This is a genomic window from bacterium (genome assembly GCA_023150945.1).
Classification (GTDB): domain Bacteria; phylum Zhuqueibacterota; class Zhuqueibacteria; order Zhuqueibacterales; family Zhuqueibacteraceae; genus Coneutiohabitans.
Genome location: JAKLJX010000005.1, coordinates 132,176 through 150,402, shown reverse-complemented (window position 1 = coordinate 150,402; position 18,227 = coordinate 132,176). Strand labels below are relative to the sequence as shown.

Sequence of the window (18,227 nt, the reverse complement as noted above, 5' to 3'; positions counted from 1 at the left end):
ACGGGCAATCATTTTTCGCTTTTCTGCATTTTTCTGCGACGCCGGTACTAAAGTGGCATTCTGGCCGGGGTCACACACCGATTCTTGACCCGCCTCACGCGTATCCAACCGCGTCTTCATCACAATCCGTCAATCAACCACGCGCCCGCCGGCACCGCCGGTTGCCATTTTGCAGAATTCTGCGGAGGCGTTCATGCATTGCGAAACCAACCACGAAAACAATATCCTCGTCATTTGCATCCCCAGCCGCGAGACTCATTTTGCGCTCGCCAACGAGTTGCGCCGCCAGTTGTTTGATTTCATCGCGGCCGGCGAGCGCCGCCTGCTGATCGATCTGTCGCGGTGTGAATACCTCGACAGCACTTTGCTCGGCGTGCTGGTGGGCGCCGCCCGCAAGCTGCACGCGGTCAACGGCGCACTCAAGCTCACCGGCGTGCACCGCAACGTCCGGCGATTGCTGCAACTGACCAATCTCAATCGCGTGTTCGAAGCCTACGACAGCAAGCACGAAGCGCTGGCGGCCTTCTACGGCTGCGAAGAGATTTCGAGGAACTGAGGTGGCAGCAGAGGAGTGCGGCCACCATGCCGGCCTACTTCACATAGATCATCCTGTTCCTCATCACCGCGCTGCCGTTCTGCAACACGTAGTAATATGCACCGCTGGGCAGTCCCAAGTCCCGGGGCTGAAAACTCTCGACGTACTGGCCGATGCCGTAGGGCTTGCGATCGATGACGGTCGCAACTTCCCGGCCGAGCAGATCATAGATCTTCAAACTGAGAATCGCCGGCCGGTGCAATTTGAAGGAGAGATAGGTGGCCTCGTCGAACGGATTCGGAAAATTCTGCGCCGGCGCATGTGTCTGCGGCGGCAGTGCGTGCCGGTCTTGGACGCCGGTAATCTGGTCGAGATCGACAATCGCCGTCAGCAAACTCAGCTCGACGTTGTTCAGCCGCGTCCAGATCGGACGCACGACATTGTTGTGCGCCGCGATGCTGGTGTAATCGCCAAAAAAGATCTCGGGCCGCGGCGTGAAGGGCGACTCACTGACCTGAAAATTGGTGAAGGTGGCGCCGCCGTCCCGCGACATCGCCATGAAAACGTCGGTACGGTTGTCGCCGTAATTCCTGCGATCATAAAAGACGAAGTAAAGCGTGCCATTGACCTGATCGATCGTCATCCAGGTGAAAAATTGATGCCGGCCGGGGCTGTCGTCATTCACCCGGATCGGCGCGCTCCACGTCAAACCGCCGTCGTGCGATTTCGCCAGCCAGATATCGGTGTCATGCTCGCCGTTGCGTTGATCCGACCAGTTCACATAGATCGTGCCGCGCTGCGGGCTGTCACTCAAATCACAAACCGTCACCGGAAAACCGTTACAGCGATAGATGCCGGGCACGGAAAAATTCCAGCCGCCGGGCATGGCGTCGATGAAGATATCGTCCGCCAGCCAGGTTTCACCGCCGTCGGTGGACTTGTCGAACACGATGCCGGCCGGCCCCACCCACGCAACATAGATCTCGCCCTGCGGCCCGATCGCCGGCACCGCGCCCTCCACGGTATTATCGCTGTCAATGGCATCACCCGCAACTTGGTTGATCCGCACCGGCTCCGACCAGGTCTCGCCGCCATCCGTTGATTTGGCGAAGCGAATAATCGAACTGTCCTGTGGAGCGGCACTGCCGTAGCGATCGAACTGCGTCCAGGTGACATAGATGTGATTGTTGCGATCGACGACAGCCCATTCTTTGTCCTGCGCTTTGGCGCCGCCGGCGATCGGCACCAGCCCCATGAACGTTCCTCTTGACCACGACTTGCCGCCATCGGTGGATTTTTGGCACACGATGCGATCGATCCAATTGCCGTTGGGCGGATTCGAGAGGTGAAAATAGTAGAAACTGCCCTGGTAATCCGCGACCACCACCGGATCACCCCACACGCCATAAGTCGAAGTCGCGCGGCCGCCTGTCCACGTCAATCCCGCATCACTCGAGTAGTAGAAGTTGTTCAGGTTGGCGGCAGCCACCATGCGGCCGGTGTTATTGGGATCGATGGCAATACACGGTTCATTGGGATAATTCAAATTGCTCACCAGCACGTTTTGATGTTGCGCCAACAGCGGAGCAGCGGCGAACAACATGGCGCACCAGAGGGGCGTCCACTGCCTCAGCTTTCTCATTTCCGCACCTCATTGCGAATCAATCAAGTTTCTGCGCCAGGCGCAGGTTTTCACGATGGGCGGCTTGATAGAAGGGATCCAAGCCGGCAGGGGGAACGACGGCCGCGCCCTCGCGCAAGCCGCGCAGGTAAGCGAGGTTTTGCCGAAGCAATTCGCGGCCGCCAATTTCTCCATGCGCCGGAATAACATGTTGCACGCGCTCGTCCGCGGCCCAGCGCTGCAATGCCGCGCTCCAAAGGTCGAGCGGACTTGCAGCATTGAGTAAGGGAAACGGCGTTTCCACTGAATCTCCGGCCAATAGCACACCCCACTCGGGCACAAAGCCAACAATGCTGTCTCGCGTATGGCCGGGAAGATGATGCAGCGTGAGCGTCACTGCGCCGAGATCGAACGGCTGCGCGGCTTCGAAAACATGCGTGGGCGGAACCAGCACAACCTCATCCCATTTACCCGGCTCGGCTGTTTGCTTCTCGTGCAACTCGACCGGCACTTCATTCAGAAAGCGGGCAAGGCAATGCGCGTGCGCCCAGATCATTTTGTCCGAAAAAGGCAGGCCGGCGGTTCCCCACACGTGATCCCAATCGGCGTGACTGTAAATCAGCACAAAATCGCGGCGACCCAGCAATTGCGCCACCGGCTGCATGTCGCGCGGATGCGAGAGCGTGTCCCACACCGCCGCGCGTTGGTTGCCGAGCAGCACGGCGCCGCGCACGGCGAATTCCTCCAGTTGCAGCTCGGTGAGCCACAAGCCGGGACGAAACTCTCTCAACTCAGTCATGCGTTTGCCAAAACTTGCTGCAATTGCTGCAGGGTGAGGTTGCCGCCGCTCATCACCAGCACCAGCGGCCGGGGCGCGAGCGTCGCTTTGATTTTCAGCGCAGCAGCCAGAGGCGCGGCGGCCGCGGCCTCCGGCAGATTGCGGGTATGTTCGATCAACAAGCGCAGGGCCTGCCGCATTTCCTCCTCACTCACCAGCACGAAGTCGTCGAGATGCTCGAGCATGATCGCAAGCGGCAAATCGAACGGCGCGGCAGTGGCCAGTCCCTCCGCAAAAGTTTCGATCTTGGCTTCCACGCGCCCGCGCGATTTCCAGGAGAGATAAACGGCCGGCGCCTTCTCGGCCTGCACGCCGATGACGCGAATCTGCGGGTTGATCGTCTTCGCCACGATGCAGCAGCCGGCAGCACCGCTGCCGCCACCCACCGGCACAATGATCGTTCCCACTTCCGGCAAGGCTGCGATGATCTCCAGCGTGATGGTGCCGGCGCCGGCGATCAACCACGGTTCATCGCCGGAGCTGATGAAACGGCCGCCGGTTTCCCGGGCGTGCGCTTCGGCAAAGTGCCGCGCCGCTTCGAAGTTCTCCCCGTGAAACACGAGGTTGGCGCCCATGGCGCGAATGGCTTCCACTTTCATCGGGTTGGCGCCCTGCGGCACCACGACGGTCGCCGCAACGCCAAAGAGCCGGGAGGCATAGGCGATGGCCTGGCCGTGATTGCCGGTGCTGGCGGTAATCACACCGCGCCGTTTTTCATCCTCTGCGAGCCGGCTCATGAAATAGATGCCGCCGCGAATCTTGAACGCGCCCACCGGCTGATGGTTCTCGTGCTTGACGTAAGTCGTGGTGCCGAGCAAATGGCTCAAACCAGGATAGGAATAAAGCGGCGTGGGATTGAGATAAGGCGCAATCACGCGCCGGGCCTCGAGGACTTCAACCAGCGTGATCTTTTGCAAGCCGGCCTCCGTTGTGAAAGATTCAAGATGGATGCAGCCGGGCAACTTCCGCGACGAGGGCAGCTTCTTCCGGTTGCCGGAACCGGCTGAAAATCCACATGGCGCATGCGCTCGCGGGCAGGGCCAGCAAAATGGCAGAGAGCGGCGGTGTGCCGGGCGTGAATTGCACCGCGAGATAAACCGCACTGCCGGTGAGCAGCGCTGCCACCCCACCGGCGGCCGTGGCTTTCTTCCACCACAAGCCCGCGATCACCGGCACGAACAAACCGGCGCTCAGCAGCCCGATGGCCGCGGAATAAAACGCGGTGAGCAGAGCCGGCGGCGAATAGGCAAAATACATCGCGAGCAAACCGATGATCCACGCGACCGCCACCGCAATCCAGTTCACGGCTCTCAGACTATAGCGTTTCGACAAGAATTCGCCCAACAGATCATGCGCCACCGCCGAGCTGCAGGCAAGCAGCAGCGCGTCGGTGGTGGACATGACCGCGGCCATCACCGCCGCCACCGCCAAACCGCGAATCAGCGGCGGGAATTCCTGTTTCATTACTTCGAGAAAAATCGTGTCGGCATCCGCCAGCGCAGGGAAATGCATCTTGCCCGCCGGCACGATCGCAAGCACCGCCGCGAGAATCATGATGCTGTAGGCTACCATTGCCAGGTTGAGCGAGAGGCGGGCGCCGTGCGCGTCTTTGGCGGTGAACACCCGCATGACGATATGCGGAATCACCGGAATGGCCGCCGCCCAAATCACAAACGAGCCGAGGTAACTGCTGAAGGGCTGCTGCGCAACTTCACCGAGCATTGGTGCGGCGGTGGTGGCCTGCTGCATGAGGACAGCGGGCGAGCCCAAACGACTCACCATCATGCCCGCGGTGAGCAGAACCACGGCGAGCATGAGCAGGCCCTGCACGACGTCCGTCCACGTCACTGCCAGCATGCCGCCGATGGAGACATACAAAATGAACACCAGCGCCATGCCGGTTACCGCCTGATTGTAGGAGATGCCGAGCAGGATATTGGCGGTGAGGCCCGCGGCTTTCATTTGGGCGACGATGTAGGCCGTGAAGCTGACGACAATCACCAGCGGCACCGCGTAGCGCACCACGGGATGCGGATAGCGGAAGACAAGAAAATCAGTGAGGGTGAATTTGCCGAAGTTGCGCAGCGGTTTGGCGACGAGAATCGCGGCGAGTGGAAAGCCGAGCACCGCGCCGGCAAACATGGCGAGTGCATAGGGAATGCCGTTTTGGTAGGCCAACCCCATCACGCCGATGATCGAGCCGCCGCTGGCGAGCGCGGCCATGATCGCCAGCGCGTTGATCCACGTGCCGATGCGGCGGCCCGCGACCCAATAGTCTTCACGCGAGATCAGCACTTTGCGTGAGGCCAGCACGCCGATGGCGATGCAAGCCAGCAGATAGGCGGCGACTATGCCGCGTTCGAGGGTCATGAAGCGTCTCCCATTCACAAGTGTCCAACCGGCATTTTTTCATGTTATCCTGCCAAGGATCTTCCCCGCGCTGGGCGCAACCGTGGCGCGGCCATCGCCGCAATCAAATCTGTCAACCGCGAAGGCACAAAGAGCGCCAGGAACTACTTCAGTCACTAAAGAGTAAACTCGTTGCAAAAAATGCAAAGAGTTGTCCGGTGGCTGCTTTCTCGACCCGTATTGATGCGGGTTTTGTATCAATTCTAAAAATCTCCGGCCTTTTCCACTTTGGGCGAAAGAATTCACGCCCATGCGCAAAGCCGCAATGATTTCCCAATCATGTTTTGCCGGCAATCATGAAGGACAAGATTCGAATCTTTTCTTTGCGTGCCTTTGCGGCTCCGCGGTGCAAAGCCTTTTCGCAGAATTCAGTCTTTGCGGCGTTCCCGCCAAATGAGAATGAGCGCAATCGCGGGCGACAGCAGCATCAAGCCCGCCATCAGCCAGCCGAACAACGCCATGCCTGCGAAGTGCAAGCTGCGCGACCACGGCAGGAACGCCAGCGCGGCAAACACGATTACAATGACCAGATACCAGCGATCAGCAGCCGGCATGGGAAAGAAATTGGACACGGTGATTTCCTCTTGAGAACTCTTTCAAAACCGGTGCCTTGTTCCCTGGCAAAGCGGAACAAGGCGGCTAGCCATCCTGCTGTCAGCAAGCTGTCAGCCCGCGGGGGTAGTGACGATGCCGTCACCACGCCGACTGCGCCGCAGGATTCCTCCGTTGGCTTGTTTCGATCCGTTGGCGATTCCCTTCGAGATGAGTTTTGTCCGGTACGTTATCTCGATCCACGCTGCAACAGATGCCGCGACCATTTTCCAAAATCGAGAAAGGCTTTCAGCCGTGCTGGCACCCTACTCTCTCACGCGTTTGAAGTAAATCGGATCGTAGAATACCGTCTTGAGTTTTTCGACCCTGCCGGCTTCATCGAGAAAGAAGGTAACCAGGGCTGTCTTGGGCATGTCATAGATCGGATTGTGCCAGGTGAGGCGAAACGTGTCGTAATGCCAGTGCTCCATCTCGCCGGTGTGGCGCGGATTGTAGTAGAACACCAGTTTGCCATTTACCAGCTTCACTTGCGCCGCGCCCGAGAATTCATCGAAATAAGTGCCGGCATAGGCCTCCAGGGCGAGCGAGGGCCGGGTTCCGGCGACGCGCTGCGCCTGCAACTCCGCCTCGGCCCTGGCCTCACGCTCGCGCTGTTCCTCGCGCCAGCGCAAAAAATCCGCGCTCCAATCGCGCGCGGGCGCGCCCAGCACGGCATCGAGAATGCGGTAGGTCAGGGCATCGGTCAAGTCATGCGGCGCAAAATTGGTGAGAATGATGACGCCGAAGTTTTTGTCCGGCAGCCAGGTTTGCAGCGAGAACATGCCGGACAGTCCGCCGCCGTGACTCATGACTTTCTGGCCGCGATAGTCATACATGAACCAGCCCAAACCATAGCCGGAAAAATGCCGGCCGAAGTTTTTCTCCGCCCAAACGCCAACGGGAATCGGCATGTGTTGCGTGTGCAACATGCGCATGGTGGATTCGCTGAGCAGGCGCCGGCCGCGGTACACGCCCTTGCCGAGCTGCAGCCGCATCCACTGCGCCATGTCGATCACGTTCGAGTTGAGCGAGCCGGCCGGGCCGGTGGCATCAACGCTGTCGTAGGAGATGGCGGCAATTTTGCCTTGCACGACTTCGTGCGGCGCGGCCACGTTGTCGCGGCCGGCGAGAAAGCGGATGCTGGTGACGGTTTCGCGCATGCCCAAAGGCTGGAGCAGGCGCGCTTGAATGAAGTCATCCCAGCTCGTGTCGGTAACCGCGGGAATGACCTGGCCCGCGACCAGGAACATCAAATTCTGATATTGGAATTTGGCGCGCAACGGCGCATTGGGTTCGAGATAGCGCAACCGCCGCATGATTTCCTCACGGTCGAGCTGGGCGCCGATCCACAAATGATCCCCGCCATAAACCGGCAGGCCGCTGCGATGGGTGAGCAGATCGACGAGGTTCAACTCGCGCGTGACGTAGGGATCATACATTTGAAAGCCGGGCAAATGCTGAACGACGCGATCATCCCAATTGAGCTTGCCGGCCTCGACCAGCAGGCCGAGCAGCGCCGCGGTGAAGGCTTTGGTATTCGAGGCCACGGCAAACAGCGTGTGCGCATCGACCTTGCCGGGTTTGCCCAGCTCGCGCACGCCGTAGCCCTTCGCAAAAATAACGGAATCATCCTTCACCATGGCCACGGCCAGCCCCGGCACTTCCCATTGCACGCGCGCCCGCTCGAGGTAGGCGTCCAGGCGCTTGAGCGGCAGAGTCTGGCTCAGCGCTGCGCCGCTCGCGAGGAAGATGATCGCCGCGAGGCAGAGTGCGTGTCGCCGAGTGCTCGCAGGAAAATTTCTCTTGCTTGGCATAGGGTTCTCCGTTTTGTGATCACATCGTTGTAGCGAGCTTGAACCAACTTCGCTGTTCTTGTTCTGGCTGAGGGAAACATCTCGACTTTGTCATCCCAAAGGGATCTTGTGAATTCCCGGCCTGGTCGCCGAAAACTTCACAAGGTTTATCTGAATGACAATGACGATGGTGCTGGCCGGACGCGCTGGTATTTGTCGCGCAGTACCGGCGCTGATCAAGTCATCCCGCAACGGATCTTCCCCGCGTTGGGCACAAGCCCTTCGCGCGGAAGGAGGCCGGCAGCATGACAGAGCGGCTCACGACTCTTCCGGCAAAAGAAATGCGCTAGCGTGTCCGTCCGAAAATGTCCCAACCTCGGCTGAACCGAAATTCCCAAAACTGCAAGCCCAGCGGCAATTCTGAGATCTTTCTTTGCGTTCTTGGCGCCTTCGCGGTGCAAAAAACTTTGCGGGCGTGATCATCTCTCCGACCCAATCCTAGATCTCCGCTTTCAGGCAAATGCGCATGGTCGTGCCGCCGCCGGGCTGGCTCTCCGCCACGAAGATTTTGCCGCCCGCTTTTTCGACCCGCTGGCGAATGTGATACAGCCCGAAACCGCCCCGGCCTTCGGCTTTGGTGGTGAAACCCGGTTTGAAAATCTCCTCCCAGAGTTCTCGAGGAATGCCCGCGCCGTTGTCGTGTACTTCGAGATGCACTTCATCATAGGCGTGGCGCAGTTCGAAAGCGATTTGTGCCGGACGGCCGTCGAGATGGCGCAGGCTGTTGCTCACCAATTCATCGAGCACGTAGGCAAGATCAGCCGCGGCGATGCGGGCGCGCGGCATCGCCGGATGCGGCCGCAGCGCCAGTCCGTTGCTTTCGCGCTGTTGCAGCAGATCCGCAATCACGCGGGGCACGTCGGCGTAGTATTCCGCGCTCAAGCGTTGCTTCAGTTCCGCGATGCCCGCGCGGATTTGCTCCTGGCCGCGCCGCAGGGCGGCCAGCACTTCCGGCTGTGGCCTTTCGTCCATCTGCAGGGCGCGCTGCAAGCCGTGCAGCAGTTGGCGGAATTGGTTCCACTTCCTTTCCAGCGCATGCGCCAGATCGGCCGCGAAATTGTTCGCGTATTGATAGGTCAGAATCGCGTCGATTTCCTGTTTGAGAATGGAATGGGTGTTGCGCGCGAGCTGCAGCAGCTTTTCCCGCACCGCCGGCGCCAGCTCGTTTCCATTCTGCAGATTCTCGAGATAGAAGGCCAGACGATTCATCAATTGATGAATAACGCTGCCGTGATCGAAGGCATGCAGCCGCACCTGCAGCATCTCCAGCGAGGCCGCGCGGGCACGCCGCATGCGCTGGAAGCGAATGGCGAGCATGGCCGCCAGCGTGAGGCCCGTGCCGATGACGAGCGGCCGCAAGATGAAAACAAGCTGGCTCTCGGCGAGCCACAAGATCAGGCTGCTCCAATAACTCAAACCGAACGTCCAGGCCAGGCGCGGCACATCATGTACGGCCACGCCCCAATATTTCCTGCCGAATTTCACCAGCAGGAAAAGTATCAGCGCGCCCAGCAACAGAACCAGGTAGCGCTCGCGGCTGCGGAAACCCAGGAACAAATCCGCCAGCGTGCGCCTGGCCTTGATGACGCTGGCGCCCATGCCGGCAAGCTCCGCCGCCACGCGCCGCTCGCCGCCGCGCAATCCGCGCAACTCGCGCACGATGCCGGAGGGAAAATAAACCCGGGCGAAATAAGTCTTGGTGGAATCGACGCCGAAATGGGCAATTTTAGCGGGACTGCTGCCAAAGCCGCTGCTGGATTCGATCAGCCGCTGCCCCGCCAACTTTGCCGGGCTGCCGGTGGAATCGGCTTCATAGAGAAAAACGCGGCTGCCCACTGCAGAACGGTTGCTGAGAATTCCTTCCAGAGAAATGGCGATACCGGAGCGCCGGCGGTCCATTCCGTTGCGCAGGGCAAACATGCCGGTGTCGTAGTTGGCGATGAGCATGTCGAGGTCGCTGTCCTCATCGAGATCGACGGCGAGCTGGCCGGTGCTGTTGCCGCCCAGGCGCTGGCTGGCCTCCATCAAGTTGCGCGCGCCGTCCCAGTCGGCAAATTGGCTGGATTGTTCGACGAACGAGCCATCCCCCCTGTTCTTGTAGAAGCGATTGCGGCCGATGTTCGTGACCAGCAAGTCGAGATGGCCGTCCAAATCCGCGTCAAAGAAGAGCGCGCCCATGCTCTGATCCTGGCGAGCCAGGCCGGCGGCGGCAGTGACGTCTTTGAAGGTGCCGTTGCCCTGGTTGCGCAGCAGGAGGCTCGCGCTCATGCGATTACAGACAAAGAGGTCGAGATCACCGTCGTTGTCATAGTCCGCCACCGCTGCGCCCTGCGATTCTTTGAGATCTTGCTGGCAGGCTTCGCCGCTGCTGGCGCTGACGTCTTCGAAACGGGGCCGGCCGCTGCCCTCCGGGCCGCGATTGCGATAGAGCAGGTTGGTGCGGCTCACACACGTGACATACAAATCCTGCCAGCCGTCGCCGTCGAAGTCCGCGGCATAGCCGCCGACGCCGCCGCCGGTGGTGGTGGCCAGGCCGGCGGCCTGGGTCATCTCGGTGAATCGTCCGCGGCCGTCGTTGACGAAGAACGCGTTGCTGGCATACTGGCAGGCAATGAACAAATCGAGATCGCCGTCGTTATCGGCATCGAACAAGGTGGCGAGCATCGGGCGCCGGCGCACGCTGCCCCACTCTTTCAAACCGGAAAAGGCAGTCACGTCATGATAGAATTCGCGATTGCTTTTGAAGTAGACAAACGGATGGCCATACATGCTGGTGACGACGAGATCGCTGCGGCCGTCGCCGTTGAGGTCGCCGGTGGTGACGCCTTGATCGAAGTTTGGCAGAAGCGCACCGGAGACGCTGTCACGTGTCGTGTAGTTTTCGGAGCCGGCAAGATTCAAACGTGGCGCGTGGTCGGGAAAACGATCGCCGGTATTGGGCTTCTCCCGCGACGGGAAGAAAGTAGCCGGATCAAAAACCATGTTGGGGCCATAGGTGGCGATGGCATGGACGCGCCAGGGCGCGGCCGGCCGGTCTTGCAACACGGCCAGACCATACAGGCGCGTCACCGGCACTTCAAGCATTTGAAAGGAAGATTCCAGCCGGGGTTGGGGAAAGGCGGCCGGCACGTGCTGCTGCGGCATGAGCACCAAACCCTCCGCGCCCACAATCCACGAAAAGGTTTTGCTGAACAACCGCACTTCGGAGAGTTGAATCGGCGAGGTGGCGATGGCGGTGCAGGCGGTGTCTTGAAAAGCATAGATGGTTGACAAATCCACGCCGTAGCCGGCGCCGTCAGAAAAAAACTCCACGTTGCGCAGCGGATAGCTCCAGGCCGGCTGCTTTCCGAATGTCAGCCGCCGGGGCGCAAGGCTGGGTTCGGTAACGATCAGGCGGTTCGAAGGGGTGAAAGACACCGCGGTAAGATTCGGAAAGAAATCACCGGATACAAGCTGCCATTCGCCTTGCCAGCGCCGCAGCAACGCGCCCTGCTGCGGCGCGCGGCAAACGGCATAAAGTGAACCATCAGGCGCAGGCTCCAAGTAACGCACGTGCAGGAAGGCCGGGAATTTTTCCCTTTGCCATTGACCACGCAAGTAGTGCCAGACCTCGCCATAGTGACAGGCCAGCCAGCCCTCTTCCGGAGAGGAAAAATAGATATTCAGAATGCTGTACACGTTTTGCGAGAACGCCGGTGTCCAGGAGTGGCCGTCCCAATGATAGAGCATATTCTTGAATATCTCCGGCACTTCCACCGCCGCCCAAATGTCGTCGGCCTCCAGAGCAAAGTATTCTGCAATCTTGTACTGGCCCGGTTGCGGCAACCGGCGCCAGGGTTGGGGTCGCGCGGCGTCGTATTCGTAGAGATTGTCGGCCCCGTCCGTCAGATAGCCCAGGCCCTCGCGCACGAGCTGGCTGTCGCTGAAGCGTTCGCCACTCGGCGGGGCGACTTGGGACCAATAGATGCCGTGCACCGAATCATAAAAGGCGTATTGGGAGAAACCGGCTGCAGGCAGGCCAAGAAGGAGTGCGGAACACAGCCAAAACCGAAACCTCATCATGGGCGCTTGCCTTCTTCGTGGTTGACCGCGGTGGCGCTGTGGCGGCCTCTGGCGGATTAGGAGGTGTCTGCTGGTTTGCAAGCAACGAAAATAGGGAAATTTGGCAGGATGTCAAGGGGCGAGGGGCGAGGAGCAAGGGCAAGGGGTAAGGGGCAAAACAGTCAGTACACTGTTAGGTTGAGAAGTAAATCCACCACCACTGTCATCGTGCGAGACAACAGTGTGCGAATCGGGCTTATTGCTGCCCGCGGGGCATCAGATTTCACTGGTTTGAAAACTGGCGTAGATCCCCTGTAGAAATTTGGTCATTTGAAGGACCGCCCGGGCGCTTGGAGCCCTATGAAGCCCGTTCGACGCAAGAATTCAACAACCAAAGTTGATTCGGATCATGAGCGCCCGGGCGGTGGGTTTCTTCAACTGGCTAAACATTTACGATCCCTTTCAATCCCGTTAATTCTGCTAATCCTGTTGGTTCAAGCCGACTGTAAGGCCCGGCATTGTCACTGGCGCTGTCATTCGGCGGCAGCCGCTTGACTTTCCTCTTGCCGTTATCTACTTTGCGCCCGCTTCGTCGCAGTCAGCCTGCAAACCAATCATCGCCATTCACTCAACCAACAATCGAGTCCAGCCATGCCCACGGAAACCCTGCCCTCCGTCTGCCCAATGGATTGCCCGGACACTTGCAGTCTGGAGGTGGAAGTGACGGACGGCCGCGTCCGCAAAATTCGCGGCTCGCACCGCAATCCCCTCACCGCTGGTTTCATTTGTTCCAAAGTGGCGAACTTCAGCAAGCGTGTGTACGGCAGCGAACGGTTGTTGCATCCCATGCGGCGTTGCGGCGCCAAAGGTGAAGGCCGTTTCGAGCGGATCAGTTGGGAGCAAGCAGTGGCAATCATCTGCCAATCCTGCCGCGAGATTCAAAGCCGTTGGGGCGGCGAGGCCATTCTGCCGTTCAGCTACGGCGGCTCCAACGGCTTGCTCGGCCAGGATACCAGCGACAAAGCTTTCTTCGCCAAACTCGGGGCCTCGCGGCTGGCGCGCGCGGTGTGCGCCATGCCCACCGGCGAGGCGGCAAAAGGAATGTACGGCAAGATGGCCGGCGTCGCATTTGAAGACTACACGGCCAGCCGCTGCATCATCATCTGGGGCGGCAACCCGAAGGCCACTCACATTCATCTGGTGCCGTTTTTGAAACAAGCAAAGGCGAACGGCGCGAAAATCATTACGATCGATCCGGTGCGCCATTTTTCCGAGCGCGAGATCGATCTGCATCTCCCGATTTATCCCGGCGCAGACCTGGCCGTGGCGCTTGCGCTGATTCGCTACTGGCACGAGCACGGCCTGCTGAATTGGGATTTCATCCGCGCGCATACGGTTGGCAGCGAGACCCTGCTCGAAAAAGCGGAGCCTTACACCCTGGCGCGGGCGGCGGCGCTGGCACGCGTCGAGGCGGCGGAGATCGAACGCGTGGCGCGGCTCTACGCGGAATCCGAGCCGGCGGTGATTCGCCTGGGCTGGGGCCTGGAACGCAACCGCAACGGCGGCCAGGCGGCGGCGGCGATTCTCGCGCTGCCGGCAGTGTTGGGCAAATTCGGCACACGCGGCGGCGGCTACACGCTCAGCAACAGCGCGGCGTTTCGCTGGGATGACAGCATGATGGTGAGCGGCAACTCGTGGCACGCACGCGTGATCAACATGAACCGCCTCGGCAAGATTCTGTTGGAAGAGAACAATCCGCCGGTGAAAATGCTGTTCGTGTACAATTGCAATCCCGTGGCCACCATGCCGAATCAAAACGCGGTGCTGGCCGGCTTGCAGCGCGAAGACTTGTTCACGGTCGTGTTCGATCAGGTGATGACTGACACTGCTGCCTACGCCGACCTGTTGCTGCCGGCCGTCACCTTTCTGGAACAACACGAGATCAAAAAAGCCTACGGCAGCTATGCGCTGCAGTACAGCGCGCCGGTGATTGCGCCGCCCGGCGAGGCCAAGCCCAACGAAGAAGTGTTTGCGCTGCTCGGCCGCGCCATGGGCTGGAGTGATGCCGACTTTCAGACGGGCACACCGGCGTATCTCGAGCGTGCGGCGCAGGCCATGCGCGGCATGGGCAGGGAGATTTCATTCGAACAACTGCAGCGCGACAGAATCGCGTTCTTCGATTTTCCCGGACGCGCGCCGGTGCAATTCGTCACGGCGTTTCCGGCCACGGCGGACCGCAAGGTTCACTTCACGCTGTCGCAGCTCGGCGGCCAGCCTTATGAATTTCTCGCAGAGGAAAACGACCCGGCGTTTCCCTTGGCGCTGATCAGTCCCGCCACCGACAAAGCGATCAACAGCACGATGGCGGAATACAACCTGCCCGCGCTTTATCTCGAAATGAATCCGGCGGACGCGACGGCGCGCGGTTTGCGGACTGGTGAGTTGGTGCGAGTTTTCAATGCTCTCGGCGAAGTCGTGTGCCGTCTGAAGATTCAGGCGCTGGTGCGGCCCGGCGTGGTGGTGATGCCCAAGGGCGCCTGGCGCAAAGCTTCGCGCAACGGCCAAACCGCCAACGCGCTGGCGCCGGACACGCTCAACGTGGTCGGCGGCGGCGCCTGCTTCAATGATGCGCGCGTGGAAGTGGTGCGGTGGCGCTGATGCAAAAGAGGCTTGCATCAATGCGAGGGCGTGCTTATCATTCTGTCGCCTTGCAGGGCCTTGTCTGTGAATTTTGGAGACGTCGAAGAGGAGTAGAACAATGGGCGACATCTATTTGGAACTCACGGTGGCGAACCTTCACGATCTCGAGCGTCAGAAAGAAATCTCTTTCCTTGTCGATACCGGCGCAACCCGGGCTTGGATCACCCAAAGAGACGCGGCAGAGTTGGGAATCGAGCCACTGGGAACAGTTGAACTGACTCTGGCAGACGGCAGTATCAAAGAATTCCCCTATGGCTCATGCTTTTTCGATTTCGGCGGTGAGCGCGTGGCCGGCAACGTCGTCATTGGTCCGCCGGAAGCCGAACCGATTGCCGGCACGCATTTGCTGCAGGATTTCCGGCTGGTCATTGATATGGAAAATCATACCATCAGCCGCCGCCGCGCCCTGCGGGCGAAATAAAATCAGATCGTCCAGCCGTGGAACGACAAAGAGAATACGGAAATGAAGACATGAAAAAAAGTCGCCTAAGTGTGAACATAGTCTTTTCACAACCATAGCATGCTTGCATGTCTGGGAGTTGGCAAATAACCTGACATCAAAAACCACGAATTGGGGAAGGATGCCACACTGTGAGTCAACGAATCTCATGGAAAAAGATCAGTGAGGAGCGGCGCAAAGAAAATTTCGTCGGGCGACGAGAGCAACTCCGCGTCTTTGAAGAGAATTTTGCGAGTGACGTACCGAACTACATGGTCTTTGCCGTGACTGGCGAAGGTGGCGTAGGCAAGAGCACACTCCTCAGACAATTCGAACACATTGCATCATCATCCAGCATCAATGCGCTGGCAATTGCGTGCAATGATCGTTTCCCGTATCCTATCGCTGCCATGCGTCACGTTGCCGCTGAACTTGCTAAGTATGATATTCAAGACAAAGAATTTGACGAGCGCTGCAAAAAGTACTACGAACTGCGCGAAGAAATGGAGAGTGACCCGAAAGCTCCCCGAAGTATGCTAAGTGTTGTTACACGTGGTGTATCAGATTTTACTATTAAAAATCTGCGCAAAGTACCTGTGGCTGGAGTGTTTTTTGACGAAATTGATCCACAAACCGCAGGAGAAGCGCTTGCTGAACTAGTAAACTACGGTCTCTCGCGCTGGGGCAACAAAGATGAAGTGCAGTTGTTGCGAGAGCCTGAGCGTATGCTTACTCCTCTTTTTGTGAGCTTACTCAACCATGCTACCGAACGACAGCGGCTCATACTGATGTTTGATGTGTTCGAACGCACAAGTGATACTCTCGCATCATGGCTACTGGCGTTGTTCAGGTTCGAATATGGTGAATTCAATACAGGTATCACGTTTGTCATCAGCGGTCGTGACCCACTCGAACAGCACTGGACCGAGTTATCAGGCATGCTTTGCCACATTACATTAGAACCATTTACACCTGAAGAAACTCGACTATATCTGAGCAATCCGGATATCAATATCACCGATGACAGATTAGTAGCACAAATTCAAATGGATAGCGGTGGATTACCGGTTTTGGTGGAGTTGCTTGCCGCCACCAGACCGCAGCCTGGCGTACCCTTGCAAGACATCAGTAGAGACGCTGTCACACGTTTCCTGCAATGGACACCGCAGGAAGAGCGACGAATTGTAGCAATACTTGCCGCCATCCCCCGACAGTTCAATCGGGACATACTGAGTGCAGCGCTCAACGACGCGTCAACGACAATGTTTAACTGGCTCTCTGCGCAAAGCTATGTCCGCACCGACAATCAGCGAGGTTCTTTTTACCATGAAAAGGTACGTGAGCTTATGCTGCGCCACTTACGCAATACGAGCCCCAATGAATTTTCAACGACTCACGAAAGGCTAGCAAAGTACTTTACAGAGACTCAAACGCAGTTCGACCTGTCAGGTCAATCTGCATACGAGAATGATCATTGGCGAAAACTGGAATGCGAACGCGTGTATCATGCCGTGTGCGCGCAGCCTGACCGGAACTTCTCGGAAGTGGCTAGTGCCTTTTTGCATGCGTCCCGTTGGCGTTGGAAGTTCTCCGAAAACATTGCCAGAGTCTGTTTACAAGCCGGGTCGGATGCAGGCTCATCAGCTTTATACAGAAATGGCGAAGTATTGATAGCCATTTATCAGAATCATAACAATGATCGCCATTCTGAAGTAATTGAGAAGCTCAGAGTACTTGAGCTCCAGCATAACCTAACGCCAACAGCCCGCTGCGAAATTCATGCTCTTCGTGGAGAATCTTATCGACTTACTAATCAACACGAGCGTGCATTGATAGAACTGGATCATGCAATAACTCTTGATGAGAAGTATACCTGGACAATTGCCAGTCGCGGAGAAACATACCGTAAGGTTGGCAAACACGAGCAGGCAATTGATGACTTCAGCCGTGTTATTCAGCTTGATGAAAAGTACGCATGGGCGTTTGCTCATCGCGGTGAAACCTACCGGTTAATGGCTCAATATGAGAATGCAATAGCTGATTTTGACTGTGCTATAGCACTCGACAAAGCGTACGTTTGGGCACTCGCAGCACGTGGCCAGGCCTATCGTCAAATCGGTAATTATGAGAAATCCCTGACAGATCTAAATAGTGCAATCGAACTCGCCGAGAAGAAGGCATTCTATGTAGCTCAGCGAGGAGAGACCCATCGCAAAATGAAGAATTATGACCAAGCACTAGCGGATTTTGATCGTGCTATTGAACTGGACGAAAAGTACTCGTGGGCGATTGCTTGTCGTGGCCTTACATATCGGCAAGTACGACGCTATGATCTGGCATTGATCGAGTTCAATCGCGCCCATGAACTTGACCCGAAAAATGCTTCAATACTGGCGCATCGCGGAGAGACCTATCGCTTGCAACGACAATACGAAAACGCCTTGAATGATTTGAATCAATCGCTAACACTCAATGCCAAGGACGCTTGGACAATTATCAGGCGTAGCCAGGTCCACATGGATCTAGGACAATACGATAAAGCTCTTACTGATCTGAACCTTGCGATCAAGCTTAACGACAAGGACGCGCAGCTACTTACCAAGCGTGGAGAGGTCTATCGGGCAACGGCCCAATTCGAAAACGCATTGGCCGATTTTGATTGTGCTACAGTATTGGATAAGAAATTTGCTGGAGCACTTATTGGGAGGGGTTGGGCTTTATGCCAGATGGGAGAATATGAAAAAGCGCTAGCTGAAATTAATAGCGCCATAGAACTCGACAGTGAACTTACAACACCCATTGGATATCGTGGCGAAATACACCGAAGAATGAAAAACTATGAAAAAGCCTTGGCAGATTTTGATAATGTTCTGGAGAGAGACGAGAAGGACACATTTGCATTGACACGTCGAGCGGCTACATACTTTGCAGTCGGCAATTCGATTGCTGCAGTGTATGATATTGATAAGGCACTGCAACTCCCTATTAGCACCGTACCTGATCGGTACAACCACGCAGTTGCATTTGCACTACTGAAACGACATCCCGAAGCGATTGAACTTCTGAAACAGGCAATTTTATTGGATATCGATGCACGAACACATGCCTTGGTAGATGATCTTCTCGATCCACTTCGCAGCGAACCGATATTTCAGGAATTGGTGAACATTTCAAAATCCCCGTGACTTTCCAGTCAACAG

General features: G+C 57.7%; 11 protein-coding genes. 4 read left to right on the top strand and 7 right to left on the bottom strand.

Annotated features, from left to right (window positions below):
• The first annotated feature begins 193 nt into the window (after positions 1-193).
• Positions 194-556, top strand: a complete 363-nt coding sequence (locus tag L6R21_08870) for an STAS domain-containing protein (protein MCK6559302.1) — start codon at positions 194-196, stop codon at positions 554-556.
• A gap of 34 nt (positions 557-590) precedes the next feature.
• Here the strand turns inward: L6R21_08870 and L6R21_08865 are convergent, their stop codons facing one another.
• The 7 genes from L6R21_08865 to L6R21_08835 form a co-directional block, all read right to left on the bottom strand.
• Entirely contained in the window at positions 591-2,177 is a 1,587-nt protein-coding gene (locus tag L6R21_08865; protein MCK6559301.1) for a T9SS type A sorting domain-containing protein, read from the bottom strand.
• A 19-nt stretch (positions 2,178-2,196) separates the two neighbouring features.
• Positions 2,197-2,955, bottom strand: a complete 759-nt coding sequence (locus L6R21_08860) for an MBL fold metallo-hydrolase (protein ID MCK6559300.1) — start codon at positions 2,953-2,955, stop codon at positions 2,197-2,199.
• Positions 2,952-3,911, bottom strand: a complete 960-nt coding sequence (locus L6R21_08855; protein MCK6559299.1) for a threonine/serine dehydratase — start codon at positions 3,909-3,911, stop codon at positions 2,952-2,954. Before L6R21_08855 ends, L6R21_08860 begins: the two co-directional genes overlap by 4 nt.
• Positions 3,912-3,933: 22 nt before the next feature.
• Positions 3,934-5,364, bottom strand: a complete 1,431-nt coding sequence (locus L6R21_08850) for a sodium:solute symporter family protein (protein ID MCK6559298.1) — start codon at positions 5,362-5,364, stop codon at positions 3,934-3,936.
• Positions 5,365-5,771: 407 nt separating this feature from the next.
• Positions 5,772-5,975: a hypothetical protein gene (locus L6R21_08845; GenBank protein MCK6559297.1), complete on the bottom strand. Its 204-nt coding sequence runs from the start codon at positions 5,973-5,975 to the stop codon at positions 5,772-5,774.
• Positions 5,976-6,260: 285 nt separating this feature from the next.
• Positions 6,261-7,808 carry a serine hydrolase gene (locus tag L6R21_08840; GenBank protein ID MCK6559296.1) on the bottom strand — a complete coding sequence of 516 codons (1,548 nt, stop codon included), beginning with the start codon at positions 7,806-7,808 and terminating at the stop codon, positions 6,261-6,263.
• A 477-nt stretch (positions 7,809-8,285) separates the two neighbouring features.
• Positions 8,286-11,909 (bottom strand): FG-GAP-like repeat-containing protein, encoded by a 3,624-nt coding sequence (locus L6R21_08835; GenBank protein MCK6559295.1) that lies wholly within the window; start codon positions 11,907-11,909, stop codon positions 8,286-8,288.
• Positions 11,910-12,539: 630 nt separating this feature from the next.
• On the opposite strand from L6R21_08835, the gene L6R21_08830 reads away from it, so the two are divergent.
• From L6R21_08830 to L6R21_08820, 3 genes are all read left to right on the top strand, one after another.
• Entirely contained in the window at positions 12,540-14,546 is a 2,007-nt protein-coding gene (locus L6R21_08830; GenBank protein MCK6559294.1) for a molybdopterin-dependent oxidoreductase, read from the top strand.
• Between the two features lie 100 nt (positions 14,547-14,646).
• Positions 14,647-15,009: an aspartyl protease family protein gene (locus L6R21_08825; protein ID MCK6559293.1), complete on the top strand. Its 363-nt coding sequence runs from the start codon at positions 14,647-14,649 to the stop codon at positions 15,007-15,009.
• Between the two features lie 170 nt (positions 15,010-15,179).
• Positions 15,180-18,212 (top strand): AAA family ATPase, encoded by a 3,033-nt coding sequence (locus L6R21_08820; protein ID MCK6559292.1) that lies wholly within the window; start codon positions 15,180-15,182, stop codon positions 18,210-18,212.
• Positions 18,213-18,227 lie beyond the last annotated feature (15 nt).

Coding starts and splice junctions, on each gene's coding strand:
- L6R21_08830 (MCK6559294.1), top strand. CDS start 12,540: ATGCCCACGGAAACCCTGCCCTCCGTCTGCCCAATGGATTGCCCGGAC.
- L6R21_08825 (MCK6559293.1), top strand. CDS start 14,647: ATGGGCGACATCTATTTGGAACTCACGGTGGCGAACCTTCACGATCTC.
- L6R21_08865 (MCK6559301.1), bottom strand. CDS start 2,177: ATGAGAAAGCTGAGGCAGTGGACGCCCCTCTGGTGCGCCATGTTGTTC.
- L6R21_08850 (MCK6559298.1), bottom strand. CDS start 5,364: ATGACCCTCGAACGCGGCATAGTCGCCGCCTATCTGCTGGCTTGCATC.
- L6R21_08835 (MCK6559295.1), bottom strand. CDS start 11,909: ATGATGAGGTTTCGGTTTTGGCTGTGTTCCGCACTCCTTCTTGGCCTG.
- L6R21_08840 (MCK6559296.1), bottom strand. CDS start 7,808: ATGCCAAGCAAGAGAAATTTTCCTGCGAGCACTCGGCGACACGCACTC.
- L6R21_08860 (MCK6559300.1), bottom strand. CDS start 2,955: ATGACTGAGTTGAGAGAGTTTCGTCCCGGCTTGTGGCTCACCGAGCTG.
- L6R21_08870 (MCK6559302.1), top strand. CDS start 194: ATGCATTGCGAAACCAACCACGAAAACAATATCCTCGTCATTTGCATC.